This is a genomic window from Amycolatopsis sp. cmx-8-4, from assembly GCF_046548675.1.
Taxonomy (GTDB): Bacteria; Actinomycetota; Actinomycetes; order Mycobacteriales; family Pseudonocardiaceae; genus Amycolatopsis.
The window spans coordinates 34239-60424 of record NZ_JAEBDZ010000005.1 but is presented as its reverse complement, the minus strand read 5'-3'; the positions used below and the strand labels follow the sequence as shown (position 1 = coordinate 60424).

The window sequence follows — 26186 nt, the reverse complement described above, 5'->3', positions numbered from 1 at the left end:
TGACCCCGGCCCGGGCCGCGCAGCCCGGGCGGTGCGGCCCGGGCCCGCGTCAGGCCTCCGGCACCACCGCTCCGGCGAGGCGGAACGAGCGCGCGTCGCCCTCCAGCAGGTGCACCTGGGCGGCGCCGACGTCGAAGTACATCCCGGTCAGCCGCAGCTTCCCGGCCGCCTCGGCCGCCGCGACCTGCGGGTACTCCCGGAGGTGGTCGAGCTGCTGCAGCACGTTGAGCAGGGCCAGCCGGTCGCCTTCGCGAGCCGGGCGCGCGCCGTCGACGGTGACCGGGCCGGACCGGCGGGCGCTGGGCACGGCGTAGCGCAGCCACGTCTCCAGCGGCCCCGGCGGCGGGCCGTCGGCGAGCGCGGCCATCGCCCCGCAGCCGGAGTGGCCGCAGACGACGATCTCCTCGACGCCGAGCACGCCCACCGCGTACTCGATCGACGCGTTCATCGACGGGTCGGCCTGCCCCGGCGGGACCAGGTTGCCGATGTTGCGGATGGTGAACAGGTCGCCGGGCCCGCTGGTGGTGATCAGGTTCGGCACGATCCGCGAGTCGCCGCAGGTGATGAACAGCGTCCGCGGTTTCTGGCCGTCGGCCAGCCCGGACAGGGTGTCCCGCAGCAGCGGCGCGGCCCGGCGGTGGAACTCCGTGGCGCCGCGGCGGGTTTGCTGGGCCGGGATGTCGACGGACTCCGCAGCCTGCCAGTCGGACCACGGCGCGAGCCACCGCGGCACGGCCTGGCTCGCGGCGAACCGCGACCGCGTCGGCCGGCCGGCCTTGCCCTCGCCGAACCACGGGTGGCCGACCTCGTCGACGTCCACCGTGCCGCCCGCGCGTTCGTGCGCCTGCTGCCAGGTGGTGAGGCTTTCGAAAGCGGCGTGGTCCAGGTAGTCGACGACCAGTTCCAGCCGCACCGGCACCCCGGCCGGGATGGCACCGAGCACCTTCGACAGCCGCGGCACGGACAGGAACGTCAGGACGCCTTCGACGACGACGCGGTGACGGTCGCCGTCGCTTTCGACGTGAATGCCCGACCAGACCGTGCGGCGCAGCATGAGCACCAGCGCCAGCCCGATCCCGGCGAGCACGCCGGTGAGCAGGTCGAACACCACCACCCCGGCGAGGGTGAGCAGGTAGACGGGCAGATCGCCGTGCCTGAGCGCGGTCTTCATGTGCCCGGGGTTGACCAGCTTCGCGCCGACGTGCACCAGCAGCCCGGCCAGCGCGGCGAGCGGGATGTTCTGGATCAGCCCGGCGAGCAGGACGACGAACACCAGCACCCAGACGCCGTGCAGGATCGCCGACACGCGGGTCTTCGCCCCGGCGGCGACGTTGGTGGAGCTGCGGACGATGACGCCGGTGACGGGCAGCCCGCCGAGCGCCCCGGAGACCATGTTGGCCGCGCCCTGGCCGACCAGCTCGCGGTCGAGGTTGGCGCGCGGGCCGGTGTGCATGCGGTCGACGGCGACCGCCGAGAGCAGGCTCTCCACGCTGGCGATCAGGGCGATGGTGACGACGGCGAGCGCGAACCCGCCCCAGCCGCCGTCGGGCAGCTGCGGGACCAGGTGGACGTTCAGCAGGTCCCCGGGCAGTTCGACGCGCGGCAGCGTCATCCCCGTGGCGACCGACGCCACGGTGGCGAACGCGATCGCCGCCAGCGGCCCGGGGACCCGCTGGACGGCCTTCGGCAGCCGCGGCCAGATCAGCAGGATCGCGATGGTGAGCAGGCCGATCACGGTGGCGGAGTCGTGGTGGGCGACGATCTGGCCGGGCAGCTCGGCGACGTTCTCCACGGCCGAGCTCTGGGCCTTGCCGCCGAGGATGACGTGCAGCTGGCCGAGCACGATCGTGACGCCGATGCCGGCCAGCATGCCGTGCACGATGGCCGGCGAGATGGCCAGCGCGGCGCGCGCGATGCGGCTCAGCCCGAGCAGGATCTGGAGGGCACCGGCGGCGACCGTGATCAGGCACGTGACGGCCCAGCCGAAGGTGCTGATGGTTTCGGCCATGATCACGGTCAGGCCGGCGGCGGGCCCGCTCACCTGGAGCGCGGAGCCGCCGAGGGCACCGGCGACGACCCCGCCGACGACGGCGGCGATCAGGCCGGCGGCGACCGGCGCGCCCGAGGCGAGCGCGATGCCGAGCGAAAGCGGTACGGCGACGAGGAAAACGACCAGGGAGGCCGGCAGGTCGTGGCGGAGCACGGCGAGGGGTCTCATGATCGCCATGCAACCGGAAATCGTGTGAAATGTCCGCTATGCACCACCCGATCGAGTGAACGACTGGCCATAATTTGCCCGAATGACATAAATCGGACGCCCGCTTAACCCGCCATTCACGCCCCGCGTGCCTGTCACCCGACAGTTGAACCCTTTACGACACAAGGGTTCCCCGGGAACCGGAACGGCCAGCATCCCGCCCGGAACGGCCAAGACACTGCCCGGAACGGCCAACACGCCGACACCGGAGTACCGCGGCCAACGCCGCACGCCGCGTTGGCCACTCCGGGCGCCGTGTTGGCCACTCCGGGCGCCGTGTTGGCCACTCCGGGCGCCGTGTTGGCCGTTCCGGAAGGAGCGTGACGAACGCTTGAACCGGCTTCGCGGGACCGCCCGGTCTCCGAAGGCCGCCTCCGGCATGCGAGGCGACCTCCGGAGGCCGGGGTCACTGCTCCAGTGCGCCGGCCGGGACGAAGCCGCGGGCCGCGTCGTCCAGCAGGGACACCTGCGCGGCGCCGACGTCGAAGTACATCCCGGTCAGCCGGAGGCCGCCGCGCTCCAGCGCCGCGGCCACCACCGGGTAGCCGCGCAGGGTTTCCAGCTGCTGCACGACGTTCTGCAGCGCGAGCTGGTCGGCCTCGGCGGCGGGACGGCGGCCGCCGAGCAGCAGCGGCGCTTCCCGGCCGCGGCGAAGCAGCGTCGGCTCGCCGTGGCGCAGCCAGGCGCCGAGCTGGTGCAGGCCCGCCGGGGCCTGGCCGAGCAGCGCCTTCATCGCGCCGCAGCCGGAATGCCCGCAGACCACGATCTCCGCGACCCCGAGCACGCCGACGGCGTACTCGATCGCCGCGCCGACCGAGGAGTCGGCGCCGCCGTCCGCCGGCGGGACGAGGTTGCCGATGTTCCGCACCGTGAACAGGTCGCCCGGCCCGCTGGTGGTGATCAGGTTCGGCACGATCCGCGCGTCGCCGCAGGTGATGAACAGGGTGTGCGGCTCCTGGCCGTCCGCGAGCCCGGTCCAGGTGTCGCGCAGCAGCGGCGCGGTGCGGCGCTGGAACTCCGACGCGCCGCGGCACAGCAGGGAGCTCGCGCTGCGCTGCACGGGCAGCGCGACGTGCTCGGCCTGCCACTCCGACCAGGGCGCCAGCCAGCGCGGCACCACGCGCGCGGCGAGGCCCCGGCGCACGGTCGGCGTCCCCGCGCGGCCGCGTTCGAACCACGGGTGGCCGATCTCGTCGACCGTCACCGGTCCGGCGTGCGCCTGCTGCCAGCCGCGCAGGCAGTCGAACGCGGCGTGGTCGAGGTAGTCGACGAGCAGTTCCAGGGTGACCTCGGCGTGCGCGGGCACCTCGGCGAGCACCCGGGTCAGCCGGGGCACGGACAGGAAGGTCAGCGCGCCTTCGATGACGACGCGGTGGCTGTCGCCGTGTATTTCGACGTGGATGCCGGAGAAGATCATCCGCCGCAGCATCAGCGCGAGGGCCAGCAGTATCCCGGCGGCGACGCCGGTGAGGAGGTTGACCGCGACCGCGCCGGCCAGGGTGACGACGTACACCGGGAGGTCGCCGTGGCGGCGGACGTCCTTGATCGCGGCCGGGTTGACCAGCTTCGTCCCGACGTACACCAGCAGCGCGGCGAGGGCGGCCAGCGGGATCAGCCGCAGCGTCCCGGTGAGCAGCAGGCAGGCGGCGAGGATCCAGGCGCAGTGCAGCATCGCCGACATCCGGGTGCGCGCGCCGGCTTCGTAGTTGGTCATGCTGCGCACGACGACGCCGGTGACCGGGAAGCCGCCGAGCGCGCCGGCGGCGACGTTCGCCATGCCCTGCCCGACCAGCTCGCGGTCGAGGTCGGTGCGCGGGCCGCCGCGGCGCTTGTCGACCGAGACCGCGGACAGCAGGCTCTCGAGGCCGGCGATCAGCGCGATGGTGACGGCGGCGAGGGCGAACCCGCCCCAGCCGCCGTCGGGCAGCCGCGGCACGAGGTGCAGGGTCGGCAGGCCGGCGGGCAGGTCGACGCGCGGCAGGGTCATGCCGGTCAGCACGGACAGCCCGGTGGCCAGGGCGATGGCGGCCAGCGGCGCGGGCACCCGGCGGACGACGGCGGGCAGCCGCGGCCAGGCCAGCAGCACGGCGAGGGTGACGACCCCGATCAGCACGGCCTGGTCGTGGTGGGCGGCGATCTGCCGCGGCAGCGCGACGACGTTGGCGTGCGCGGAGCCCTGCGCGGTGCCGCCCAGGACCACGTGCAGCTGGCCGAGCACGATCGTGACGCCGATGCCGGCGAGCAGGCCGTGCACGATGGCCGGCGACACCGCGAGCGCGGCGCGGGCGGTGCGGGTCAGGCCGAAGAGGATCTGGAGCAGCCCGGCGGCGACGGTGATCGCGCAGGTGACGGGCCAGCCGTGGGTGGCGATCGTGTCGGCCAGCACCACGGTGAGAGCGGCGGACGGGCCGCTGACCTGCAGCGGGGATCCACCGAAGACGCTCGCGACCAGCCCGCCGACGACGGCGGAAACGAGTCCCGCGAGCACGGGAGCCCCGGCGGCGAGCGCGATGCCGAGGGAAAGCGGTACGGCGACGAGGAAAACGACTATCGAGGCGGGAAGGTCGTGCTTGAGGTTCTGCTTCAGGTTGTCCAGCGGAGACGGCGGGCCGGTGTCGTGTTCACCACGAACGATCTCGATCATGGGGGCAGGATCGCCGAAAGACCGCGAAATGTCTGCTATGCAAGCATTTCTCGCGTTTACACCGGTACGGGATCGGTGCCGCACCGGGGACCTTTCACACTCGACGCCTCCGCCGTTCGCGTGGTGTAGATCAGGGGTTTGCACGCAGAGCGACGATGAGGGACCTTCGGGTCTCGCTGTGCGCGCGGTCACACCCGATGGGCTGAAATCAAGCGTTTACAAGCCCCGGGAGTCTCCCGCGGGTGATCACGCCTTCTCCGCCACCGCCAGCATCGCCCCGGTGATCACCGCGAGGTCCGCGTCGCTCGCCACGTACGGCGGCATCGCGTACACCAGGTCGCGGAACGGCCGCAGCCACGCGCCCCGCGCCGTCACCACCTCTGTGGCCACCGCCATGTCCACCGGGTGGTCGAGATGCAGCACGCCGATGCCGCCGAGCACCCGGACGTCCACCACCGACGGGAGGTCGCGGGCCGGGGCGAGGCCGTCCAGCAGGCCCTTCTCCACCCTCGTGACGTCGCGTTTCCACGCGCCGCCCGCCAGCAGCGCCAGTGACGCGTTCGCGACCGCCGAGGCGAGCGGGTTGCCCATGAACGTCGGGCCGTGCGCGAGCACCGGCAGCGCGCCGCGCGAGATGCCGGCGGCGACGTCCGGGGTGCACAGCGTCGCGGCCATGCTCAGGTAGCCGCCGGTCAGCGCCTTGCCGAGGCACAGCACGTCCGGCGTCACGCCCGCGTGCTCGGCGGCGAACAGCGCGCCGGTGCGGCCGAAGCCGGTGGCGATCTCGTCGAAGATCAGCAGCACGTCGTGCGCCTCGGTCAGCTCCCGCAGCGCGCGCAGGTAGGCGGGGTGGTGGAAGCGCATCCCGCCGGCCCCCTGCACCACCGGCTCGACGATCACCGCGGCCAGCTCCCCGGCGTGCCGGGCGATCTCCTCGCCCAGCAGGTCCACATAGGACTGGTCGGGCGGGGTGTCGAACCCCGGCGGCGGCATGGGCACGAAGACCTGCTCGGGCAGCACCCCGCGCCACAACGAGTGCATGCCGCCGTCGGGGTCGCAGACGCTCATCGGCGTGAACGTGTCGCCGTGGTAGCCGCCGCGCCAGGTGAGCAGCCGCCGTTTCTCCGGCAGGCCGCGGGAACGCTGGTACTGCAGGCACATCTTCGCCGCGACCTCGACCGACACCGAGCCCGAATCGCAGAGGAAGACGTGCTCGAGCCCGTCCGGCGTCAGGTCGACCAGCGTCTTGGCCAGGGTGATCGCCGGCTCGTGCGTCAGGCCGCCGAACATCACGTGGCTCATCCGCCCGGCCTGCGCGGCGAGCGCGGCGTCGAGGGCCGGGTGCCGGTAGCCGTGGATCGCCGACCACCACGACGACATCCCGTCGACCAGCTCCCGGCCGTCGGCCAGCTTGAGCCGCACCCCGCTCGCCTCGGTCACCAGCAGCGAAGGCACCTTCGCGGGCATGGGCGCGTACGGGTGCCAGACGTGCTGGGCGTCCAGGGCGAGCAGGTCGGCGGAGTCCATCCGCCGATTAAATCAGCGCAGCCGGACCGGAAGGGACTCCAGGCCGTGGATCAGCGAGCTGGGCCGGTAGACCAGCTCGTCCGGCTTCGCGTCCAGCTCGAGGTCCGGGAACCGCGCCAGCAGGCCGCCGAGGGCGATCTCCGCCTCCAGGCGGGCCAGCGGGGCGCCGACGCAGTAGTGGATGCCGTGGCCGAAGGCCAGGTGCCCGCCCGCGGCGCGCGTGACGTCGAGCTTGGCCGGCTCGGCGTAGCGCGCCTCGTCCCGGTTCGCGCCCAGCAGCGAGATCAGCACGAACTCGCCCTCCGGGATCGTCACGCCGCCGGCCTCGACCGGCGCCGTGGTGAACCGCAGGGTGGCCAGGTGGATCGGGCCGTCGAAGCGGAGGAACTCCTCGACGGCGTTCGGCAGCAGCGACGGGTCTTCGCGCAGCAGGGCGAGCTGCGCCGGCTCGCGCAGCAGCGCCAGCACGCTGTTGGCGATCAGGTTGACGGTGGTCTCGTGTCCGGCGACCAGCAGCAGGAACGCCATCGACACCAGTTCGGGCTCGGACAGCGAGTCGCCGTCGTCGCTCGCGTGGACCAGGTCCGACAGCAGGTCCTCGGCCGGCTCGGCGCGCTTCTGAGCGATCAGGCCGGTGAGGTAGCCGAACATGTTCTGCGCCGCGGCCTGCCCGGCCGCCGGCTCCGACGCGCTCAGCAGCGTCTTGGACCAGTCGGCGAACTCCGTGCGGTGCTCCGGCGCGACGCCGAGCAGCTCGCAGATCACCGTGATCGGCAGCGGCGCGGCGAAGGAGGGCAGCAGGTCGGCCCGCTCCCGCCCGGTCAGCGCGTCGAGCAGCTCGGCGGTGATCTCCTCGATCCGCGGCCGCAGCCGCGCCACGGTCCGGCCCGTGAACGCCTTGTTGACGAGCTTGCGCAGCCGCGAGTGGTCCGGTGGGTCCATGTTGAGCATGTGGTGACCCAGCGACTCGCCGAAGCCACCCTGCGCGGCCACTTCGTCGGGCAGCTTGGCCTCGAACAGCGCGTGCGCGCGCACGTTGTCCTTCTGCAGCCGGGAATCGGCCAGCAGCGCCCGGGCCTGCGTGAAGTCCGTGACGATGTAGCAGGTCAGGCCCCGCGGCATCCGGACCAGGCGCGTGGGCCCGCCCGCGCGCAGCAGTTCCGCGAACAAGTGCGCGTCCTGCGCGAAATCGTCGGCTACCTCGACCGTCGTCATACCGTCCCCCAAGCAAATCATCAGCGCTCGGCGAGCGCCGCCACCACGCGATCGATCACGTCCTGCCAGTATGCCCGTTGTTCTTCGCGTTCTTCCGCGTCCGAAAGCCATTCCTGGTGGAACCGCAGCGTGGTCTTGGCCCCGGAACCGCTCAGCCGCACCTGGACGGTGGAGTCGTGGTCCCAGTCCTGCGGCCGCCAGGTGAGCCGGACGCGGTCGCCCGCGACGAAGCCGCGGATCTCCCCGACGGTGCCGTTTTCGGTCTCGTACTCCGCGCCCGGCTCCTGCGGCAGGTCGACGCCGGGGCCGAGCCAGATCGCGACGCCCTCCCGGCTGACCAGGAAGTCCCAGACCTCCGCGCCGGAGTACGGCAAGGTGCGGGAAACCCCTATGTTCCAACCGACATCGGCGGTCTTCCCCACTGAAGAGCTCACTGAAGAGGTCATGCTCGCATCATCCCACCGGGGTACGACGAAAACCGTCCCCGGTCCGGGTGGAGGATCTCTTCCCGTGCGCTACCGCCCGATTTCCCCCGCCGTCCTGGCCGAAGAACTGACCGAGCGCATCAGCGCGCTCACCGAGCGCCCCCGGATCGCGGTCGCCGTCGACGGCGCGGACGGTGCGACGGAAACCACAGAACTCGCGGACGCCCTGGTCGAGCCCCTGCGCCTGCGCGGCCGTGCGGCCCTACGCGTGTCCGCGCGCGACTTCCTGCGCCCGGCGTCGCTGCGCTTCGAGCACGGCCGCACGAACCCCGACGCCCGCTACACCGACTGGCTCGACCTCGGCGCGCTGCGCCGCGAAGTGCTCGATCCCCTGGCCGGCGCCGGTTCCGGCGAGATCCTGCCGTCGTTGTGGGACACCGAGCGCGACCGCGCGACCCGCGCCGCCCGGGTGCCGGTGCCCGAAGGCGGCGTCGTGATCCTCGACGGCGAGCTGCTGCTCGGCGCGGGCCTGGCCTTCGACCTGGCCGTGCACCTGTGGCTCTCCCCCGCCGCGCTGCGCCGCCGCGTGCCGGACGCCTGGGCCGTCCCGGCCTACGAGCGCTACGAGGAGGAAGCGGACCCGAGCGCGCTGGCCGACGTCGTGGTCCGCGTCGACGACCCCCGCCACCCGGCCCTCTACACGCCCTGACGCTCCCGGCTTCCCCGCGCCCGTCTGAAAGCCGTGAAGGCCTCCTTCCCGGCTCTTATGGCCGGTAAGGAGGCCTTCACGGCTTTCGGCGTCAGCGGATCGCGGCCACCGGGTCGCCGTCCAGCAGGCCGGACAGCCGGTCCGCCATGACGTCCCAGCGCCAGTTCTCGGTCACCCACGCGCGGCCCGCCTCGCCCATCCGGCGGGCCCGCACCGGGTCCGCGAGCAGGCTGGCGACGGTCTCGCCCAGCTGGCCGACGTCCCGGCCGTCGACGACGTGCCCGGTCACCTCGTCCAGGACCGCCTCGGGCGCGCCGCCGGAGTTGCCCGCGACCACCGGCAGGCCGGTCGCCGAGGCCTCCAGGTAGACGATGCCGAGGCCCTCGACGTCGAGGCCCCGGCCGCGGGTGCGGGCCGGCATGGCGAAGACGTCACCGGCGGCGTAGTGCGCGGGCAGCTCGGCCCACGGGACCGACCCGGTGATGACGACGTCGCGCTCGACGCCGCACTCGGCGACCAGCTCGGTCAGCCGCTTGCGGTACGGGCCGCCGCCGACGATCAGCAAAGCCGCGCCGGGCACGCGTTCCTTCAGCTTCGGCAGGGCGCGGATCAGCTGGTCCTGGCCCTTGCGCGGGACCAGCCGCGACACGCAGACGACGGTCGGCCGGTCACCGAGGCCGTGCCGGGCGCGGATCTCCGCGCGCCCCGCCGGGTCCGGCCGGTAGATCCCGGTGTCCACACCGGACGGCAGCAGCTCCAGCCCGGCCATCGCGCCGAACGCGGCGGCGAACCGGCCGCGGGTGTAGCGGCTGACGTAGGTGACGACGTCCACGGTGTCCCCGATGCGCCGCAACGCCTGCCGCGAGCCCGGGAGCATCGACCAGCCGACCTCGTGGCCGTGCGTGGACGCCACGACGCGACGCGCCCCGGCCTGGCGCAGCGAGTGGCCCAGCAGCGCCAGCGGCGCGGCGGCGCCGAACCAGACGGCTTCGCAGTCCCGCGCGCGCATGATCTCCTTCGCCCGGCGCAGCACGTCCGGCGTCGGCAGCATCAGCGACGTCGGGTGCCGGACGACCTCGAACGGCGCCGCGGCGTCGAACTCCTGGTGCGACCCCGTGCTCGACTCCCACGACGGCGCGTAGACGACCAGGTCGTCCGCCGGCAGCCGGGTCGCGAGGGAGTTCAGGTAGTTCTGGATCCCCCCGGGCCGGGGCGGGAAGTCGTTGGTCACGAGCAGGGTCTTGAGCACGCTCCTGAGGCTAGCGGCCGCCACCTACGGCGAAGGGGCGGCACCGCGTGTGCGGTACCGCCCCTTCGAATGCTGCGCTGTGCTGCGTGGGTCACGACGTCGGGCGTCGCGCTCCCGCGTACTGGCTCTGCAGCGGCGAGATCTTCACGACGTCACCGGTGTCGGGCGCGTGCACCATCTTGCCGTTGCCGACGTACATGCCGACGTGCGAAACGGGCGAGTAGTAGAACACGAGGTCGCCCGGCTGGAGCTGGTCCCGCGGCACCGCGGCGCCGAAGGTGGACTGCTCCCGGCTGGACCGGGGCAGGGTGATGCCGGCCTGCTTGTAGGCCCAGAGCATCAGGCCCGAGCAGTCGAACGTGCTCGGCCCGGTGGCACCCCAGACGTAGGCGCTGCCCAGCTTGCTCAGCGCCGCGTCCAGTGCGGTCTGGGCGTCCGCGGTCGGGGCCTTGAGTCCCGGAGGCGCGGAGCCCGTGTCGCGCTGCGCCGCCTTGTCGAGCGAGCTCAGGTTCTTGTTGGCCGCCTTGAGCTGGTCGATCTGGTCGTTCAGCGTCTTCTGCTTGGCCTGGATGTCCGAGGTCAGCTTCGCCGCGGCGTCACGGGCGTCAGTCGCCCGCTTGGCGGCGTCGGTCGCCTTGTTCGTGGCATCGGTGGCCTGCTGGACGGCGCCGCTGAGGTTGCCCATGGCGGCGTTCTTGTCGGTCGCGATGACCTCGAGGGCCGACGAGCGGTCCAGGAAGTCCTGCGTCGACGTGCCGGCCAGCAGCGCGGACAGCTTGTTCAGCTGGACACCACTGGTGAACGACGCGCCGGCGAACTTGTCGACCTCGGTCTGGTACTTCTTCTCGTTGGCGCTCGCCGCTTCGGCCTGGCCCTTCGCCGCGTTGACGTCGGTGGTGGCCTTGTCGAGCTCACCCTGCTTGGCCTTCAGGTCGTCCTGGGCCTTGAGCAGGTCTTCGTTCAGCTTCTCGGCCTGTGCCGCGAGATCGCGGTACTGGGCGAGCGCGTCCGAACCGGTGGGCGGGGCTTGGAGAACGGGGATGGGGGCGGCGGTGGCCGACGGCTGGGCCATGGTGACGAGGGTGATCACCGAAGCCGCGGCGAGGGCACCTGACACCACGCGCCTGATGGAATGCGACTGCACGGTCGCGCGGGTCTCCTTTGCGTCTCGGCCGCCGAGGGGGACCGGGGCACGAAGAGGTCGGGGGTTCCTCTTCGCCGTTGTCCCGTCCATCGCGCGCGTTTTCCCCCGAGAGGGAAGCCCGCGATGGTGGTTCCGGTTCCCAGCTTCCCGACAAAGCTGCGTCCGGCGGCGATCTCGCGTCGCCGTCTCATCGACGGCCAGGGGCCACGAGATCTCGGACAGGTTACGAAAAGACCGCCACCGCGTCCACCACCCCCTGCGCTAAAACTCTGCGTAGCGCCGCTAAACACCATCGGACCAGCGAGGGAGAAAACATGTGATGGGCGTTACACGCTGGGGTTTCTTTGCTCGCCATTTCGACTACCTACCGTTCACCTGATCCGATCGACCACTCGGCGCGCCGACACGAAACGGGTCACTCAGGCGGTGCGCAAAGCCGGTCCTTCGACCATGCGCAGCCGGGGCACCATCCCCGCATCGGCCAGCGCCGCCACGGCGCGGCGCTCGTCGGCGTCCCACCCGACGGCGGGTGGCGCGCCGAGCAGGACGGTCACCACGCAGTCGTGGCAGGAGATGCCGCGCACGACGCAGCGGTCGCAATCCACCACGACGTTCTCGATGTCGGAAACGGAAATGTGCGAGACGTCCACTTCGGACAACTCGGGGGTGCCGGTCATGTGGTCCTCCTCACGTCGGAACTGCTGCCCCGCACGTTAGGCGGCACCACCGACAGTTTCCGGCGCTCAGATCGCCGAGAACGGCTCCGGTTCACCCGATCGGGGTCAAGGGCGAGAAATGCTCAGACCCGGCTCAGACGGCTCACCAGCACCGCGGACGGCGTCGGGTGCGCGCCGCCGCCGCGGACCGAATCGGCGACCGCGCGATCGGACGTCGCGACCACCATCGGCCGGCCCGCGGGCTCGGCCCGGACGATGTTGCGGATCACGTCGTCGGCCAGCACGCCGCGGTCGGAGAACAGCACCCGGACCCCGCGTGGCACCGAGGCCGGGACCGACAGCACGCCGGCGCCGTCGAAGACCACCGTGACCTCGGCCGAAGTCCGCGCGGCCAGCGCGGAGAGCTGGTGGATCAGCCGGTCGCGCTGGTCGGCCAGTGCGAGCTCGGGGTAGCCGGTCTTGGTGACGTTGTAGCCGTCGACGATCAGGTGCACGTTGGGCAGCGCGAGGTAGCGGTCCAACGTGGACACGTCGGCGATCTTGCCGCCCTGGCCGAGGCCGGAGCTGGCGCCGCGGACCATGTCCGCCGGACGGGCCCCGCGGGCGCCGAGGGCCAGTTCGCGGCGCAGGCCGTTGGCCGCGCCGTCGATCGTGTCGACGAGGAGCGCCAGCCGCACTTCGTCGGCTTCGCGCGCTTCGCGGGCCGACTGCCGGGCGATGTCGGCGTCGGCGCTGGCGCGTTCGGCCCGGGCGTGTTCGTTGGCGACGCGCTGGCGTTCGCGGGCGAGCTGGGCGGTGAGGGCGGCGATCTGCTCGGCGTGCGCCGAAATACCGCGTTCGGCGTCCACCGAAGCCGATTGCGCCGCGTCCTTGGCCTGCCGGAGCTGCACGCCCTGCTCGCGAAGCCGCTTCAAAAGTTTCTCGACTTCACCTTCGCGCTCGCCGCGGACGCTCTCGGCGGCCAGCCTCACGTCGGCGAGCTCGGCCCGGACCAGGGTCAGCTCGGCTTCGAGCCGCTGGGCGCGGGCGAGCGCGGCGTCCCGCTCGGCACGCAGGAGGTTCTCCTCGGCGTTCTTCGCGACCAGCCGGACCCGGCCCGCGGCCCCGGACTCGCCGAGCAGGACGGCGGCCGCCGCCCCGGCGATCGAGTCGACGGCGTTCGGGTCGAGGGCGTCGGTCCGGTGCTCGCGCAGCCACTCGATGACGGCGGTGCGGAACTGGGACGACTCGCCCAGCGCGGCCAGCAGGGCGGCGCCGCCGAGCTTCGCGCGCTTGGCCGGCGCGAACTTGGCGACGGGGCGCAGCTGGCGGGGCACGTCGGTGTTCGGCAGCTTGGCGACGGCGGCCGCGGCGAGCTCGGCGATCCGGTCGCGGACCGGCTCCGGCAGAGCGGGCCAGGTGGCGGGTTCGGGCCGCTCCCCCGCGTCGTCGGCCGGCTCGGGGCGCGGCGCGACACCCGCGGGACCGGCGTGGTCCCCGGGCGGCTCCGGCACGAGCGGCTGCGGGTGCATCGCTCCAGGGTAGGCCCCGCCCCCGGATCCCGCGTCGCACGCCATGCGAACCCGCGGTGACCGGCCGGTCGCCGAAAATTGTCGGGGGTGGCCTCTAGGGTCCCGGCCATGCGTCCGGTCCAGGCACAGCTCGCGTTCGACGAGCTCGGAACCCCGTTGCGGGACACCACGTTCGTGGTGTTCGACCTCGAGACGACCGGGGCGGCACCCGGCCCGAACGGGATCACCGAGATCGGCGCGGTGAAGGTGCGCGCGGGCGAGGTGCTGGGCGAGTTCGCCACGCTGGTCAACCCGGGCGTGCCGATCCCGCCGCAGATCGTCTCGCTGACGGGCATCACCCACGCCATGGTCTACGACGCGCCGCCGATTGAGGAGGTGCTGCCGGCGTTCCTGGAGTTCATCGGCGGGTCGGTGCTGGTGGCGCACAACTCGGGGTTCGACACCTCGCACATGCGCGCGGCCTGCGAGGGACACGGCTACGCCTGGCCGAAGGCGACCGTGGTGTGCACCGTCCGGCTGGCCCGGCGGGTCGTCCCGCGCGACGAGGTGGGCCGCTACAACCTGACGGCCCTGGCGCTGCTGTTCGGGGCCCGGACACGGCCGACGCACCGGGCGCTGGACGACGCCCGCGCCACCGTCGACGTGCTGCACGGCCTGCTGGAGCGCGTCGGCAACCTGGGCGTCCACTCGCTCGAAGAGCTGATGGGCTACCTGCCCGAGGTCACGGTGGCCCAGCGCGCGAAGCGGCACCTGGCCGCGGACCTGCCGGCCGCGCCGGGCGTCTACCTGTTCCGGGGGCCGAAGGAGGAGGTCCTGTACGTCGGCACGGCGAAGGACCTGCGGCGGCGCGTGCGGACGTACTTCACCGGCTCGGAGGGGCGCAGCCGGATCCGGGAGATGGTCGCGCTGGCCGAGCGCGTCGACCACGTCGTCTGCGCGCACTCGCTGGAGGCCGAGGTGCGGGAGCTGCGGCTGATCGGCGCGCACCGGCCGGCGTACAACCGGCGGTCGAAGAACCGGCACCAGGGCTGGTGGGTCGGCCTGACGGACGAGGCGTTCCCCCGGCTGTCGGTGGTGCGGCTGCCGCGCCCGGGGGTGCTGGGCCCGTTCCGCAACCAGGCCGACGCCCGCACGACGGCGGACACCCTGGCCGGCGCGTCCGGGCTGCGCACGTGCACCCAGCGGATCTCGCCGAAGGCGCCGAGCGGGACCCCGTGCGTCCTCGCCGAGCTGGGCCGCTGCGGTGCGCCGTGCGCCGGCCGGCAGAACGTCGAGGAGTACGGCCCGGCGGTCGAGTCGGTGTCGGGGCTCATCGCGGGCCTCGACGGCGCCCCGCTGCGCGCCGCGGCGGCCCAGCTGGAGCGGCTGGCGGAGGCGCAGCACTACGAGCAGGCGGCCCGCCACCGCGACGAGCTGGCCGGCCTGATCCGCGTCCTGGGCCGAGCCCACCGCCAGGCGGCGCTGGCTTCGATCGGCGAGCTGATCGCGGCGAACCCGGACGGCGCGGGCGGCTGGGAGCTGTCGGTGATCCGCTACGGCCGCTTGGCCTCGGCGGGTGTCGCCCGCCGCGGGGTGCCGCCGATGCCGGTGGTGGAGGCGCTGGTGGCCTCGGCGGAGACGGTCCTGCCGGACCCAGGGCCCCTGCACGGCGCGCCCCCGGAGGAGGTGGGCGTGCTGCTGCGGTGGCTGGCCCGCCCGGGCGTCCGGCTGGTCCGCACGACCCGCCCCTGGGCGGAACCGGCGACGGTCGCGGGGTGGCGGGGGTGGCTGGATCTGGTGACAGAGGCCCATTCGCTGGAACACGTCGGCTGAGAGCCGGGTCTGGTGGGTCGCGAGCGGGTCCGGCCGACGGCAACGCCGTGGCTCAGGCGGGCAGCGACTCCGCGTTCACGGCCGCGCCGGGCACGGCTCAGGCGGTGCGTGTCGCGCTCAGCGACGACCGGCACACTCGGCGGCTGGGCGGAGTCAGCCGGAGCGGCTCCCGCGGCCCTTAGCCAGGCCGCGTCGAGCCCAAGCAGGCCTGCCCGGCGACGAGTCAGACCGGCCGCGCCGGGCCGGGCTCACTAGGATCGCGGGCGATACCAGCAGACGAGTCTTGGAGGACCCAGGTGATCACCGCGATCGTGTTGATCCAGGTAGAGGCGGACGCGATCCCGGACGCCGCGCAGGCGATCGCCGACTTCGACGGGGTCGGCGAGGTCTACTCGTGCGCCGGGGACGTCGATCTCATCGCCACCGTGCAGGTTTCCGCGCACGAGGACCTGGCCGAGCTGATCCCCGGGCGGATCGGGAAGGTGGCGGGCGTGCTGAACACCGTCACGCACATCGCGTTCCGCTCGTACTCCCGCGCCGACACCGAGTCGGCCTTCTCGATCGGCGCCGAGGAGTGAGCGACCTCCCGGAGGAGCTGGCCGCCGCGCTCGCGGCGGCCCCGGACGCGGCGGCGCTCTTCGCGGCGCTGCCGCCGTCCCACCAGCGGGAATACACGAAGTGGGTCGCCGAGGCCAAGAAGCCCGAGACCCGCGTCTCCCGGGCCGGGAAGACCGTCACGAGACTGCGAACGCACTGAAGGCCACCTTCCGATCCGGAAGGTGGCCTTCAGCGTCAGTACCGTCTAGTGCTCGGAGCGCTCCGACGCCGTCTCGGCGCTCTCGATCTCCGCACGCGTGTGGCCGTTGCCGTTCGCATGGCCATTGCCGTTCGCATGACCGTTGCCGTTCGAGTGCCCGTTGCCGTGAGCCCGCTGCAGCGCGGTGGTCTCCTCGGCCGGGTCGGGCGACCAGAAAGTGCCCGGCACGGCGTGCCCCGCCGAACCCAGCTTGTTCATCTTCTTCGGCACGGACGCGCCCTGGTACTCGAGCGGGATCGCGTGGCCGTGGCTGTCGACGCCACCGAGCGGCTGGTGGATCTCGATGAACTCACCATGCGGCAGCCGCTTGATGATGCCCGTCTCGACGCCGTGCTCCAGCACCTCGCGGTCGGCCCGCTGCAGGCCCAGGCAGAGCCGGTAGGTGAGGTAGTAGGCGACCGGCGGCACGAGCAGGACGCCGATGCGGCCGGCCCACGTCGTCGCGTTCAGTGAGATGTCGAACTGGTCGGCGATGATGTCGTTGAAGCCCGACAGCTCGATCACCATGAAGAAGCCCAGCGCCATCGCGCCCAGCGCCGTGCGGACCGGGACGTCCCGGGGCCGCTGGAGCAGGTTGTGGTACGCGTTGTCCTTGGACAGCTTCCGCTCGATGAACGGGTAGCTGATGAACAGGCCGATCAGGATCGGCATGCCGACCGCGCCGGGGAAGAACACCGCCGGGATCGTGTAGTTCCCGAGGTAGACCTCCCACGCGGGCCAGATCCGGAGCATGCCGTCGGCCCAGGCCATGTACCAGTCGGGCTGAGACCCCGCCGAAACCTGCGCCGGGTTGTACGGGCCGAAGTTCCACACCGGGTTGATCTGGAACAGGCCGGACATGAGCGCCAGCACGCCGATGACCAGCGTGAAGAACGCGCCGCCCTTGAGGGCGAAGTACGGCATGATCCGGACACCGACGACGTTGGTCTCCTTGCGGCGCACCCCCGGGAACTGCGTGTGCTTCTGGTACCACACCAGCGCCAGGTGGGCCCCGACCAGCGCCAGCATGATCCCCGGCAGCAGCAGGATGTGCAGCGTGTACAGCCGCGGGATGATCTGGTCGCCGGGGAACTCCCCGCCGAACAACGCCCAGTGGATCCAGGTGCCGATCACCGGCACCGACAACACGATCCCCGACAGTGTCGCCCGGATACCGGTACCGGAGAGCAGGTCATCCGGCAGCGAGTAGCCGAAGAAGCCTTCGAAGCAGCCCAGGACCAGCAGCAGCCCGCCGATCACCCAGTTGGCTTCACGTGGCTTGCGGAACGCGCCGGTGAAGAACACCCGCAGCATGTGCACGGCCATCGACGCGACGAAGATCAGCGCGGCCCAGTGGTGCAGCTGCCGCATGAACAGGCCGCCGCGGACGTCGAACGAGAGGTCCAGCGTCGTGCGGAACGCCTGCGACATCTCCAGGCCCTGCATGTTCGTGAAGCTGCCGTGGTAGACGACCTCCTGCATCGAGGGGTCGAAGAACAACGTCAGGTACACACCGGTGAGCAGCAGGATGATGAAGCTGTAGAGCGCGATCTCGCCCAGCAGGAACGACCAGTGGGTCGGGAACACCTTGTTCATCTGGTGCCGCAGGCCCTTGGCCAGGCGGTAGCGCTGATCGGCGTTGTCCGCGGCGTCGCCTACCGCCCGCTCGATCGCGCTCGACCCCTTGGTCGGCGTGGTGAGTGAACTCATGACTTACGCTCCCAAAAGGCCGGACCGATGGCCTCGATGAAGTCGCCTCGCGCGATCAAGTATCCCTCTTCGTCCACCGTGATCGGTAGTTGGGCCAGCGGACGGGTCGCCGGGCCGAAAATCGGCTTGGCGTAGTGGAGGGCGTCGAACTGCGACTGGTGGCACGGGCACAGGATGCGGTTGGTCCGCTGCTCGTACAGGGAGGTCGGGCAGCCGACGTGGCTGCAGATCTTCGTGTACGCGTAGAGGTCGCCGAAGTTGAAGTCCTCCTGGCCGGACCGCTTGACCACCTTGGCGGCGTCGGTCGGGCGCAGGCGGATCAGCATGACCGGGTTGTCGACCCGGGTCAGCGCGGCGGCCAGCAGCTCCGGCTTGTCCTTCTCGGAGTCGCGGTACGGGAACACCGTCTCCATCGCGCCGGCGTCGAGGTCCTCGGCCTTGACCAGGCTGGCCTCCTGGCCCTCTTCCAGCGGCTTACCGGTGTTGCGGCGCAGGTAGACCTTCTCGCCGGGGAAGTTCGGCTGCCAGCCGGTGTGCCAGAGGGAGTCGCGGCCCTCGGTGTCCTTCCACGGGTTCTTGATGAAGGACGCGAGCGGCAGCGCGGCGGCCGCGAGGCCCAGCGTGCCGGCCCCGGCGATCGCCGAGCGCTTGATCAGCGACCGGCGGGCGATGGTGCTGCGGCTCCCGGCGTCGGCCAGGTGCGCGAGGATCGTGGCGCGGTCGACCTCGGTCGAGCCCTTGCCGTCACCGTCGTGGCGCTCCTGCACCGAGACCTCGGCGGGCACGAACTTCTTCGTGTAGAGGATCACGCCGATGCCCAGGCCGAGGATGGCCAGGCCGAGCGTGAGCCCCAGCATCGGGGTGTAGAGGCTGTACCAGAAGTGGCCGCTCTCGTTGTCCGGCGCCTCGTACTGCCACGGCCACCAGATCAGGGAGACGACGAACCCCAGCCCGGCCACCGCGGACAGCGCGAACCAGAACGCCACCAGGCGCTCGGCGCGCTTCTCCGCGCGGGTGCCCTCCACGGGCCACGGGGTCGGGTACTCGGCGATCTCGACGCCGTCGAGCTGACCGCCCAGCTTCAGCAGCTGGTCGCGGTCCATCTCCGCCAGCTCCGCCTCCGTCGGCGGCTTAGGCCCCTCGGCACTCATGCCTTCGATCCAATCCACAACGTCACGCCGATCAGCGCGGCGATCCCGACGATGAAGGCGATGACACCCTCGGAAGCGGGGCCGACCCCGCCGAGGCCGTTACCGCCCGGGTCATTGTTGCCGTCGGACACCGACTTCACGTAGGCGACGATGTCCTTCTTCTCCTCGGGCGAAAGCTGCCGGTCGGAGAACTTCGGCATGTTCTGGGGGCCGGTGAGCATGGCGGTGTAGATCTGCTCTTCGCTCGCCGGGTCCAGGTTCGGCGCGTACTTGCCCGCCGACAGCGCGCCGCCGCGGCCGGTGAAGTTGTGGCACGAGGCGCAGTTGAGGCGGAACAGCTCGCCACCGCGGGCCGGGTCGCTGCCGCGCAGCGCCTCGCCCTTCTCGGCCGGGCGCTGGGCGCCGCCGCCGTGCGCCTGGATGAAGGCGCCGACCGCGTCGATCTCGGCCTCGCTCAGCTTCGGCGGCTTGCGCTCGATCTGCGCTTCCTGCCGCGCGGCCGGCATCCGGCCCGAAGAGGTCTGGAAGTACACCGCGGCGTCACCGATGCCGATGAGGCTCGGGCCGCGGTCCTGCACGCCTTCGAGGTTCGCGCCGTGGCACGCGATGCAGGTGTTGTTGTAGACCTGCTCGCCGAGGCGCAGCTGCGCCGGCGTGCCCTGGGCCTGCGCGGTCTGCGGCTCGGGGGCGAACACGGCGTACAGGGCGCCGGCGCTCACCAGCGCGATACCGAGCGCGAGCAGGCCGGCGAACCGCCTCCGCAGCTTCGACCGCGCGCGGTAACCGCGCTCCGAGGACTTGGTGCTGGTGGTCATCTTGCGGCAACCCTTGCTGTCAGTTCAGGCCGATGGAGAAGGTGGTGGCGGCTGAAGGTGCGGACCTCACGGCAGGAGGTAGATCACACCGAACAGGCCGACCCACACGATGTCGACGAAGTGCCAGTAGTAGGACACGACGATCGCCGACGTGGCCTGGGCGGGGGTGAACTTGCTCAGCTTCGTGCGGATGAGCAGGTACACGAAGGCGATCAGCCCGCCGATGACGTGCAGGCCGTGGAACCCGGTGGCGAGGTAGAACACCGTGCCGAACGGGCCGGACGGGATCGTCATCCCCTCTTCGACCAGGTTGTGGTACTCGTTGGCCTGGCCGCCGACGAAGATCGCGCCCATGATCAACGTGATGATGTACCAGCGGCGCAGCCCGTAGACGTCACCGCGCTCGGCGGCGAACACACCGAACTGGCAGGTCAGCGAGGACAGCACGAGGATCACCGTGAACGGGATCGCGTACGTCACGTTGAGGTGGAACTCCTCGCCGTGCAGCGGTGGTGGCCACGCGCCGGTGGAGTTCTGCGCCTTGACGGTGAAGAACATCGCGAAGAGCCCGGCGAAGAACATCAGTTCGCTGGACAACCACACGATGGTGCCGACACTGACCATGTTCGGCCGGTTCAGCGAGTGAACCCGCTGACTGATGGTGGGAGCTGCCGTTGTCACGGATCGCATTATGTCCTCCCGCACCGCCGTCCCGCCGGGTGGGTCCACGGCAAGTCGCGTGCGGAGCCGATCACACCCCCGGAAACCGGCACCGCGGAAAGGTGAGAGCTACTCATGGGTTTACTCGATCGGCTTCGTGACCTGGTCAAGAAGGGCGAAACCGCTGTTCTGACGCCTGATACGCCGGGTTTGAAGATCGTCGCCGAGGCCTTCGACCCGGTCGTCGCGGACTCCGCCGTGCTCGCCGGTTCACCCGCCTGGGTCAGCACGGCACCCGCCGTTCTGCGGCACCACCTGCTGCTTCCGCCCGCTCGCCTCGCCGAAGCGGCGTCGATCCTCGCCCAGGACGGCTACGACCTGCGAGAAGAGTCACCCGAAGGGGATCGCGCGCGAGTGCACGCGGTCCGCGTCCAGGTGCTCGACGCGCTCCACTGCGCCCAGGAACGGTCCCGGATGGCGGGCCTGGCGCAGCGGCTGGGCGGCGACGCGCTGGGCTGGGACGCGCTCCAGCCGGAGGCGCCCGCGTGATGTCGGTCTCGGCCGATACGATCGGTGCGAGTGGAGCTTTGACGAAGACGGAGGCGTGCTCAATATGGCCGAGCGGGCGATGCGGGTCCTGGTGTTCAGCCACAAGGCGGAGGTGCGCGAGGCGATCGTGAACGCGGTCGGCCGGCGGCCCGCCGCCGACGTGGGCCGCGTGGAGTACGTCGAGGCGGCCGGCATCGCGGACGTGCTGTCCGAGGTGGACGCGGGCCACGTCGACCTGGCGATCCTCGACGGCGAGGCGCAGCCGACCGGCGGCATCGGGCTGTGCCGCCAGCTGAAGGCGGAGATCACCGACTGCCCGCCCATCGTGGTGGCGGTGCGGCGACGGGACGACCGGTGGCTGGCCACCTGGTCGCAGGCGGACGCCGTGCTGGTGCACCCGCTGGACCCGCTGACCGCCGCGGAGACCGTCGCCGACGTGCTGCGCGCGCGACGGGTCCCCGTCGTGAACGGCTGAGCCCGGTGACCACCCCGGTCCCCCGCACCTGGCCACCCCTGCTCAAGCAGCTCATCGCGCGGGTCGACCTGTCCGAGGACGACACGGCGTGGGCGATGGACCAGATCATGAGCGGCGCGGCGAGCCCGGCCCGGATCGCCGGGTTCGCGGTGGCGTTGCGCGCCAAGGGCGAGACGCCCGCGGAGATCGCCGGCATGGCCGCGACGATGCTGGCGCACGCGCGCCGGGTCGAGCTGGACCGCCCGGCCGTCGACATCGTCGGCACCGGCGGTGACGGCTCGAACTCCGTGAACATCTCGACGATGGCTACGATCGTCACGGCGGCGGCGGGCGCGCCGGTGGCCAAGCACGGCAACCGCAGCGCGTCGTCGAAGTCCGGGGCGGCCGACGTGCTGGAGACCCTCGGCGTGCGGATCAGCCTGCCACCGGAGGAGGTGCAGCGCAGCCTCACGGAGGTCGGTGTCGGGTTCTTCCTGGCGTCGGCGTTCCACCCCGCACTGCGCCACGCCGGCCCGGTCCGCAGCGAGCTCGGTGTGCCGACGACGTTCAACCTGCTCGGCCCGCTGACCAACCCGGCCCAGCCGGGCAGCGCGCTGATCGGCTGCGCGTACGCGGACAAGACCCGGGTGCTGGCCGAGGTGTTCGCCCGGCGCGGCACGCGGGCCCTGGTGGTCCGCGGCGACGACGGCCTCGACGAGATCACCACCACGACGACGTCGACGATCTGGGTGGTCTCCGGTGGCGAGGTCACCGAGCGCGGCCTCGACCCGCTGGAGCTGGGAATCCCCCGCGCGACGGCGGAGGACCTGCGCGGCGGCGACGCGGCGGCGAACGCGGAGGTCGTCCGCGAGCTGGTGGGCGGCAAGCCGGGCCCGGTCCGCGACGCCGTCCTGATCAACGCGGCGGCGGCCCTGGCGGCGTTCACGGGCTTCTCGGCGTCCCTGGAGGACGACCTGCGAGCGGGGTTGGCGCGAGCGGCCGAGGCGATCGATTCCGGCGCGGCAGCGGCCCTGCTGGACCGCTGGATCGCGTTCCGGTAGCCGGCCGCTGAACACTCGCCGGGCGCGCCCCCACCCTCCTCAGGGGGGCGTGCCCTTGTCCAGTCTATCGGTGGCGGGCACGCAAAACCGCCGGTCGCGGAATCTGTGGACAACCGGACCCGATGTGGACAACTCGGCCCCTCCGGCGACCGCGGATTTGACAGCCGCGGCCACTCGGTCCCGCACGCGTTCCGGACCCGGCCTCCCGGTGCTCCGACGTCCCGGCTTTGTCGATGGCGGATTTGGGACGCTGGACGGCCCGGATCCTCCATCGACCGCCACCCGCCGGAGGCCGGCCGGGCGCCTCAGCCGCGGAAGGCCGTGCGGTACGACGTCGGGCTCGTCCCCCGCAGCCGGGTGAACTGGTGGCGCAACGCCGCCGCCGAGGCGTAGCCGCACGCCACCGCGATGTCCTCCACCGACAAGCGGCCCTCTTCCAGCAGCGCTTGGGCGCGGTCCAGCCGGCGTTCCGTCAGCCAGCGGTGCGGGGTCGTGCCCGTCGCCGCCGAAAACCGCCGCAGGAACGTGCGCTCCCCCAGGCCGCTCCGGCGGGCCAGCTCCGCCACCGTGAACGGCTGGTCCAGCCGCCGCTCCACCCATTCCAGTGCTTCGGCCACCACGGAGTCGTCCGGCAGGGCCGGGACCGGGGCCTGGACGAACTGGGCCTGGCCGCCCGCGCGGAAGGGCGCCGCCACCATCCGGCGGGCCAGCGTCGTCGCCGCCGTGACGCCGCGCAGGCGGCGGACCAGGTGCAGGCACAGGTCGACCGCCGCGACCGTGCCCGCGCTGGTCAGGACGCCCTCGTCGTCGGCGTACAGCGCCTGGGGATCCACGAGCGCCGTCGGGAACCGCTGCCGGAACTCCGCCTCGTACACCCAGTGGACCGTGCAACGGCGGCCGTCGAGCAGGCCCGCGTACCCCAGGGTGAACACGCCCGCGCAGAACCCCGCTACCCACGCGCCGCGCGCGGCCGCGTCGCGCAGGACGTCCAGCACCGGCGACGGCGGCGGTGCCGTCCGCGGCGCGCACGTCGGCACGATCAGCAGGTCCGCCGACGCCGCGAAGTCCAGGTCCGCCAGCCCGGACAGCCCGAAACCCGACCAGCTGGCGATCGGCGCGCCACCCGGGGAGCAGACGGCGAAGTCCCAGCCCTCGATGCCGTCGGCGCTGCGGTCGGTGCCGAACACCTCGCACGCGACGCCCAGCTCGAACGGTGAAACGTGGTCGGCGAGCACCACCGCGACCCGGTTGACGTCCATGCCGGAGAGCATGTCACAAGTTTTGCGGTCGTTGTCATCTCTGACACTGGTCGGCCGGCGCGCGCGGGACGAACCTGGTCCGCATGATGAATTCGGAAAGCCGCCCGCTGCTCCAGTGGACCGCGGCGATGGCGATGTCCGGGACGATCGGCGCGGTCGTCCTGGAAAGCGGCGCCGCGGCCCCGGCCGTCGCGTTCGCCCGCTGCTTCGTCGGCGGGACGCTGCTCGTGCTCTGGTGCCTCGCGCGCGGCTGGCTGCAGGCCTGGCGGCCGTCGCGCCGCGACCTCGGGCTGGCCGTGCTGGGCGGGCTGTTCCTGGTCGGGAACTGGGTGCTGCTGTTCGCCTCGTACGCGCTGTCGTCGATCTCGGTCAGCACGGTCGTCTACCACACCCAGCCGCTGATCCTGGTCGGTCTGGCGGCGGCGTTCCTGGGCGAGAAGTTCGCGAAGAGTCACCTGATCCGGGCCGGGATCGCGTTCGGCGGCGTGGCGCTCATCTCACTGTCGGCCCACGGCGAGGACGGCAAGCCGGTGCAGCTCGCGGGAATCGGCCTCGCCCTCGGCGCGGCCGTGCTCTACGCCGGCGCGTCCTTCGTCGCGAAGCAGCTGAAGCACGTCCGCCCGCACCTGCTCGCGGCCGTGCAGACCACGGTCGGCGCGCTGCTGCTGGCGCCCGTGCTGCTGATCACGCCGCTGCCGGCGACGACGTCGGGGCTGCTCTGGCTGGTGCTGCTCGGCACGGTGCACACGGCCCTGATGTACGTGCTGATCTACGCCAGCATCGGCAAGCTGCCCACGACGACGGTGGCGCTGCTGTCCTACGTCTACCCGGTGGTCGCCGTGCTGGTCGACATCGCCTTCTACGGCCACCGCCCGACCTGGCCCGAGGCCGTCGGCATGCTCGCGGTGCTGGCCGCCGCGCTGGCCCCGCAACGCACGAAAACCGGCCGCCACACTGTCGAGCAGCGTGACGGCCGGTCAGCGGAGCTTGAGGTCAGTCGTGCGACGGACCCGTGTGGTACTCGAACACCAGGCCGCCGATCGTGATGAGCAGCGCGACCAGCGCGATGACCAGGAGCCAGATGTGGAAGAACGCCAGTGCGAGGGCGGCCAGGGCGGCGGTGGCCGCCATGCTGACCGGCCAGTAGCTGCCCGGGCTGAAGAAGCCCAGCTCGCCGGCGCCGTCGCTGATCTCGGCGTCTTCGCGGTCTTCGGGGCGCGGTTCGATGCGACGGGCGACGAACTGCATGTAGCTGCCCGCGAGGAACGCGAGACCACCGGTGAGGAACAGCGAAACGATGCCGACCGGCTCGGGTCCGTGGGTGGCGGCCAGCGCGGTCCACACCCAGTACACGGCCGCCATGAACACGGCGAAGCTCGCCACGATGAAGAAGATTCGCGCTTCGACCTTCATGGGTCTGTCCTACTCCTGTTATCGCTCTTCAGGGGGTCCGGATGGCGGAGCCCCCGGCCCGGGGCGGAGCTCCGGTTGGCACAGTCGCTCAGAGTCAGTTCGACGCGGTCCGCGCCGTGCGGTCGGTGTTGAACGGCTGGGTGGTGACCGCGTGCGGGGTGCACAGCTCGCCGCAGTTCATCTTCGTCAGCGCCTCGGACGCGGTGAACGTCTGGTTCGTGGCCGGGTTCACCTGCTTGCGCAGCGAGATGTACTGGTCGTACTTGTCCGCCGACAGCGCGCGGACCTCGAAGTTCATCACCGAGTGGTACGTGCCGCACAGCTCCGCGCACCGGCCGACGAAGGAGCCCTCGCGGTCGATCTTGTTCTGGAAGGAGCTGTCCTGGTTGTTCTTGTCCGGGTTCGGCATGACGTCCCGCTTGAAGTGGAACTCAGGCACCCAGAAAGAGTGGATGACGTCGGTCGAGATCAGGTCGTACTGGATCGTCTTGCCGACCGGCAGCACCAGCAGCGGGATCTCGCCGGACGAGCCGACCGTGCTGACCTGGCCGCTGCCGTCGGGCTTCGCGGCGCTGGGGTCCTCGTACCTGAACTCCCAGTTCCACTGGAACGCCACGACCTGGACCTTGACGTCCGGGTTCGGGATCTTGTCCAGGACCTTCGACTCCGTCGTCGCGGTGAAGAAGAACAGGACGCAGACCATGATCGTCGGGACGACGACCGTGAACAGCTCGAGCGGGATGTTGTACTGGAACTGCCGGGGCAGCTCCTCCGGCTCGCCGTCGACCGTCTTCTTCTTGCGGTGGAACGTCGCGGTCCAGAAGATCAGGGCCCAGACGATGACGCCGACGACGAGCGCCGCGATCACGGTCCAGGTCCAGAGGTTCCGCATCTCGTTCGCCTGCTCGGTGACACCCACCGGCCAGCCGAACCGCAGGATCTCGTCGCCGGAGCAGCCCGTCGCGGTCAACGCGACCAGCACGGCCAGCGCGGCTACGCGCACGGTCCGCTTACCCAGGGTGCGCTCGGGTTTTCCCACTGCGCCTCGCCCTTTCACCCAGAGCCTCCTACGACCGATCTTTGTGACAGGGCGGAGCCTAGCCGAGTTGGCGCAGTCCGCTGACCAAGGGGCCTCCCTCGACGCGCGT

General features: G+C 71.8%; 24 protein-coding genes. 8 read left to right on the top strand and 16 right to left on the bottom strand.

What is annotated here, in order from left to right:
* Positions 1-49: 49 nt before the first annotated feature.
* The 5 genes from ACLJQZ_RS11805 to ACLJQZ_RS11785 all read right to left on the bottom strand — a co-directional run bounded on the left by ACLJQZ_RS11805 (position 50) and on the right by ACLJQZ_RS11785 (position 8017).
* The gene (locus ACLJQZ_RS11805; RefSeq protein ID WP_410620062.1) at positions 50-2227 is read right to left on the bottom strand and encodes a SulP family inorganic anion transporter; all 2178 of its coding nucleotides are present in this window, start codon (positions 2225-2227) and stop codon (positions 50-52) included.
* A 436-nt stretch (positions 2228-2663) separates the two neighbouring features.
* Positions 2664-4901, bottom strand: coding sequence for a bifunctional SulP family inorganic anion transporter/carbonic anhydrase (locus ACLJQZ_RS11800; protein ID WP_410620061.1), 2238 nt, complete (start codon positions 4899-4901; stop codon positions 2664-2666).
* A 246-nt stretch (positions 4902-5147) separates the two neighbouring features.
* Positions 5148-6428 (bottom strand): adenosylmethionine--8-amino-7-oxononanoate transaminase, encoded by a 1281-nt coding sequence (locus ACLJQZ_RS11795; RefSeq protein WP_410620060.1) that lies wholly within the window; start codon positions 6426-6428, stop codon positions 5148-5150.
* Positions 6429-6440: 12 nt separating this feature from the next.
* Positions 6441-7643, bottom strand: coding sequence for a cytochrome P450 family protein (locus ACLJQZ_RS11790; RefSeq protein ID WP_410620059.1), 1203 nt, complete (start codon positions 7641-7643; stop codon positions 6441-6443).
* Positions 7644-7663: 20 nt separating this feature from the next.
* The gene (locus tag ACLJQZ_RS11785) at positions 7664-8017 is read right to left on the bottom strand and encodes an SRPBCC family protein (RefSeq protein WP_410620058.1); all 354 of its coding nucleotides are present in this window, start codon (positions 8015-8017) and stop codon (positions 7664-7666) included.
* A 136-nt stretch (positions 8018-8153) separates the two neighbouring features.
* Between ACLJQZ_RS11785 and ACLJQZ_RS11780 the strand changes: the two genes are divergently transcribed.
* Positions 8154-8777 carry a uridine kinase gene (locus ACLJQZ_RS11780; RefSeq protein WP_410620057.1) on the top strand — a complete coding sequence of 208 codons (624 nt, stop codon included), beginning with the start codon at positions 8154-8156 and terminating at the stop codon, positions 8775-8777.
* A 91-nt stretch (positions 8778-8868) separates the two neighbouring features.
* Here ACLJQZ_RS11780 and ACLJQZ_RS11775 read toward each other — a convergent pair whose 3' ends face one another.
* The 4 genes from ACLJQZ_RS11775 to ACLJQZ_RS11760 all read right to left on the bottom strand — a co-directional run bounded on the left by ACLJQZ_RS11775 (position 8869) and on the right by ACLJQZ_RS11760 (position 13358).
* Positions 8869-10026, bottom strand: coding sequence for a glycosyltransferase family 4 protein (locus tag ACLJQZ_RS11775; protein WP_410620056.1), 1158 nt, complete (start codon positions 10024-10026; stop codon positions 8869-8871).
* Between the two features lie 91 nt (positions 10027-10117).
* Positions 10118-11170: an NlpC/P60 family protein gene (locus ACLJQZ_RS11770; protein ID WP_410620055.1), complete on the bottom strand. Its 1053-nt coding sequence runs from the start codon at positions 11168-11170 to the stop codon at positions 10118-10120.
* Between the two features lie 419 nt (positions 11171-11589).
* On the bottom strand, positions 11590-11847 hold the full coding sequence (locus ACLJQZ_RS11765) for a hypothetical protein (protein ID WP_410620054.1): 258 nt from the start codon (positions 11845-11847) through the stop codon (positions 11590-11592).
* 122 nt (positions 11848-11969) lie between these two features.
* A complete protein-coding gene (locus ACLJQZ_RS11760; RefSeq protein WP_410620053.1) occupies positions 11970-13358 on the bottom strand; it encodes an NYN domain-containing protein in 1389 nt (462 codons plus the stop codon).
* Between the two features lie 108 nt (positions 13359-13466).
* Here ACLJQZ_RS11760 and ACLJQZ_RS11755 point away from each other — a divergent pair, with 108 nt between their 5' ends.
* The 3 genes from ACLJQZ_RS11755 (at position 13467) to ACLJQZ_RS11745 (ending at position 15927) form a co-directional block, all read left to right on the top strand.
* On the top strand, positions 13467-15170 hold the full coding sequence (locus ACLJQZ_RS11755; protein ID WP_247062731.1) for a DEDD exonuclease domain-containing protein: 1704 nt from the start codon (positions 13467-13469) through the stop codon (positions 15168-15170).
* Positions 15171-15466: 296 nt separating this feature from the next.
* Positions 15467-15748, top strand: a complete 282-nt coding sequence (locus ACLJQZ_RS11750; RefSeq protein WP_410620052.1) for an Lrp/AsnC family transcriptional regulator — start codon at positions 15467-15469, stop codon at positions 15746-15748.
* Positions 15745-15927 carry a YdeI/OmpD-associated family protein gene (locus tag ACLJQZ_RS11745; protein ID WP_410620051.1) on the top strand — a complete coding sequence of 61 codons (183 nt, stop codon included), beginning with the start codon at positions 15745-15747 and terminating at the stop codon, positions 15925-15927. Before ACLJQZ_RS11750 ends, ACLJQZ_RS11745 begins: the two co-directional genes overlap by 4 nt.
* A gap of 45 nt (positions 15928-15972) precedes the next feature.
* On the opposite strand, the gene ACLJQZ_RS11740 is transcribed toward ACLJQZ_RS11745, so the two are convergent.
* From ACLJQZ_RS11740 to ACLJQZ_RS11725, 4 genes are all read right to left on the bottom strand, one after another.
* Positions 15973-17676 (bottom strand): cytochrome b, encoded by a 1704-nt coding sequence (locus ACLJQZ_RS11740; RefSeq protein ID WP_410620050.1) that lies wholly within the window; start codon positions 17674-17676, stop codon positions 15973-15975.
* Positions 17673-18827, bottom strand: a complete 1155-nt coding sequence (locus ACLJQZ_RS11735; protein WP_247062723.1) for a ubiquinol-cytochrome c reductase iron-sulfur subunit — start codon at positions 18825-18827, stop codon at positions 17673-17675. Before ACLJQZ_RS11735 ends, ACLJQZ_RS11740 begins: the two co-directional genes overlap by 4 nt.
* Entirely contained in the window at positions 18824-19642 is an 819-nt protein-coding gene (locus tag ACLJQZ_RS11730) for a c-type cytochrome (protein WP_326947330.1), read from the bottom strand. The genes ACLJQZ_RS11735 and ACLJQZ_RS11730 overlap by 4 nt, the downstream gene beginning before the upstream one ends.
* Positions 19643-19708: 66 nt before the next feature.
* On the bottom strand, positions 19709-20332 hold the full coding sequence (locus ACLJQZ_RS11725) for a heme-copper oxidase subunit III (RefSeq protein ID WP_247062718.1): 624 nt from the start codon (positions 20330-20332) through the stop codon (positions 19709-19711).
* 105 nt (positions 20333-20437) lie between these two features.
* Here ACLJQZ_RS11725 and ACLJQZ_RS11720 point away from each other — a divergent pair, with 105 nt between their 5' ends.
* The 3 genes from ACLJQZ_RS11720 to trpD all read left to right on the top strand — a co-directional run bounded on the left by ACLJQZ_RS11720 (position 20438) and on the right by trpD (position 22366).
* Entirely contained in the window at positions 20438-20851 is a 414-nt protein-coding gene (locus ACLJQZ_RS11720; RefSeq protein WP_410620049.1) for a hypothetical protein, read from the top strand.
* 64 nt (positions 20852-20915) lie between these two features.
* Positions 20916-21326, top strand: a complete 411-nt coding sequence (locus ACLJQZ_RS11715; protein WP_410620048.1) for a hypothetical protein — start codon at positions 20916-20918, stop codon at positions 21324-21326.
* A gap of 5 nt (positions 21327-21331) precedes the next feature.
* Complete coding sequence (trpD, locus tag ACLJQZ_RS11710) at positions 21332-22366, top strand: anthranilate phosphoribosyltransferase (protein ID WP_410620047.1); 1035 nt, start codon at positions 21332-21334, stop codon at positions 22364-22366.
* A gap of 305 nt (positions 22367-22671) precedes the next feature.
* On the opposite strand, the gene ACLJQZ_RS11705 is transcribed toward trpD, so the two are convergent.
* The gene (locus ACLJQZ_RS11705) at positions 22672-23625 is read right to left on the bottom strand and encodes a GlxA family transcriptional regulator (protein ID WP_410620419.1); all 954 of its coding nucleotides are present in this window, start codon (positions 23623-23625) and stop codon (positions 22672-22674) included.
* Positions 23626-23708: 83 nt separating this feature from the next.
* Between ACLJQZ_RS11705 and ACLJQZ_RS11700 the strand changes: the two genes are divergently transcribed.
* Complete coding sequence (locus ACLJQZ_RS11700) at positions 23709-24671, top strand: DMT family transporter (protein ID WP_410620046.1); 963 nt, start codon at positions 23709-23711, stop codon at positions 24669-24671.
* Here the strand turns inward: ACLJQZ_RS11700 and ACLJQZ_RS11695 are convergent.
* Together ACLJQZ_RS11695 and ACLJQZ_RS11690 are read right to left on the bottom strand one after the other, a co-directional pair.
* Positions 24619-25038: a cytochrome c oxidase subunit 4 gene (locus ACLJQZ_RS11695; protein ID WP_326947325.1), complete on the bottom strand. Its 420-nt coding sequence runs from the start codon at positions 25036-25038 to the stop codon at positions 24619-24621. The two genes, ACLJQZ_RS11700 and ACLJQZ_RS11695, sit on opposite strands and share 53 nt — an antisense overlap.
* A gap of 94 nt (positions 25039-25132) precedes the next feature.
* Positions 25133-26077: a cytochrome c oxidase subunit II gene (locus ACLJQZ_RS11690; protein ID WP_410620044.1), complete on the bottom strand. Its 945-nt coding sequence runs from the start codon at positions 26075-26077 to the stop codon at positions 25133-25135.
* Between the last annotated feature and the right edge of the window lie 109 nt (positions 26078-26186).